This window comes from Pseudoxanthomonas jiangsuensis (assembly GCF_010093185.1).
Classification (GTDB): Bacteria; Pseudomonadota; Gammaproteobacteria; order Xanthomonadales; family Xanthomonadaceae; genus Pseudoxanthomonas; species Pseudoxanthomonas jiangsuensis.
Map to the genome: position 1 here is coordinate 1 of NZ_PDWL01000147.1, position 504 is coordinate 504.

Sequence of the window (504 nt, forward strand, 5' to 3'; positions counted from 1 at the left end):
GTTGATGGTGGTCACCAGGTTGCGCAGCTCGTCGACCGCGTAGTTGATGGCGTCGGCGATGGCGCCGGTCATGTCCTCGGTCACCGAGGCCTGCACGGTCAGGTCGCCTTCGCCGAGCGAGCTGATTTCGTCCAGCAACCGCATGATCGCCTGCTGGTTGCGGCTGTTGTATTCGACCTGGGTCTGGTAGCGGATTTCCTGTTCGCGCTGACGGCTGCGGTACAGGCTCCACAGCAGGCCGATGATCGGCAGCAGCAGGGCGCCGCCGGAGAACACCGAAATCCAGAAGTTCGGGAACACGCGGGTGTCGCGGACCGAACCGAACGACGAGAACGCCTCGAACAGGCGGGTGCTGTCGTCGAGCAGCTTTCCCCCGCCCACGCGACCCCTGGGGCTCTTGTATGGCCGCTTCTGGTTGAAAAAAAAAAAGAAAAAATAGACAGCAAGGAAGTATCACATAAATCAGAGCGGCGGAGACGTACTCGATCCGCGACTAATGGCATA

1 pseudogene is annotated in these 504 nt (G+C 60.3%); it reads right to left on the reverse strand.

The features are described from left to right. A pseudogene (locus CSC62_RS17730) lies at positions 1-378 on the reverse strand (methyl-accepting chemotaxis protein); the annotation flags it as partial. Positions 379-504 lie beyond the last annotated feature (126 nt).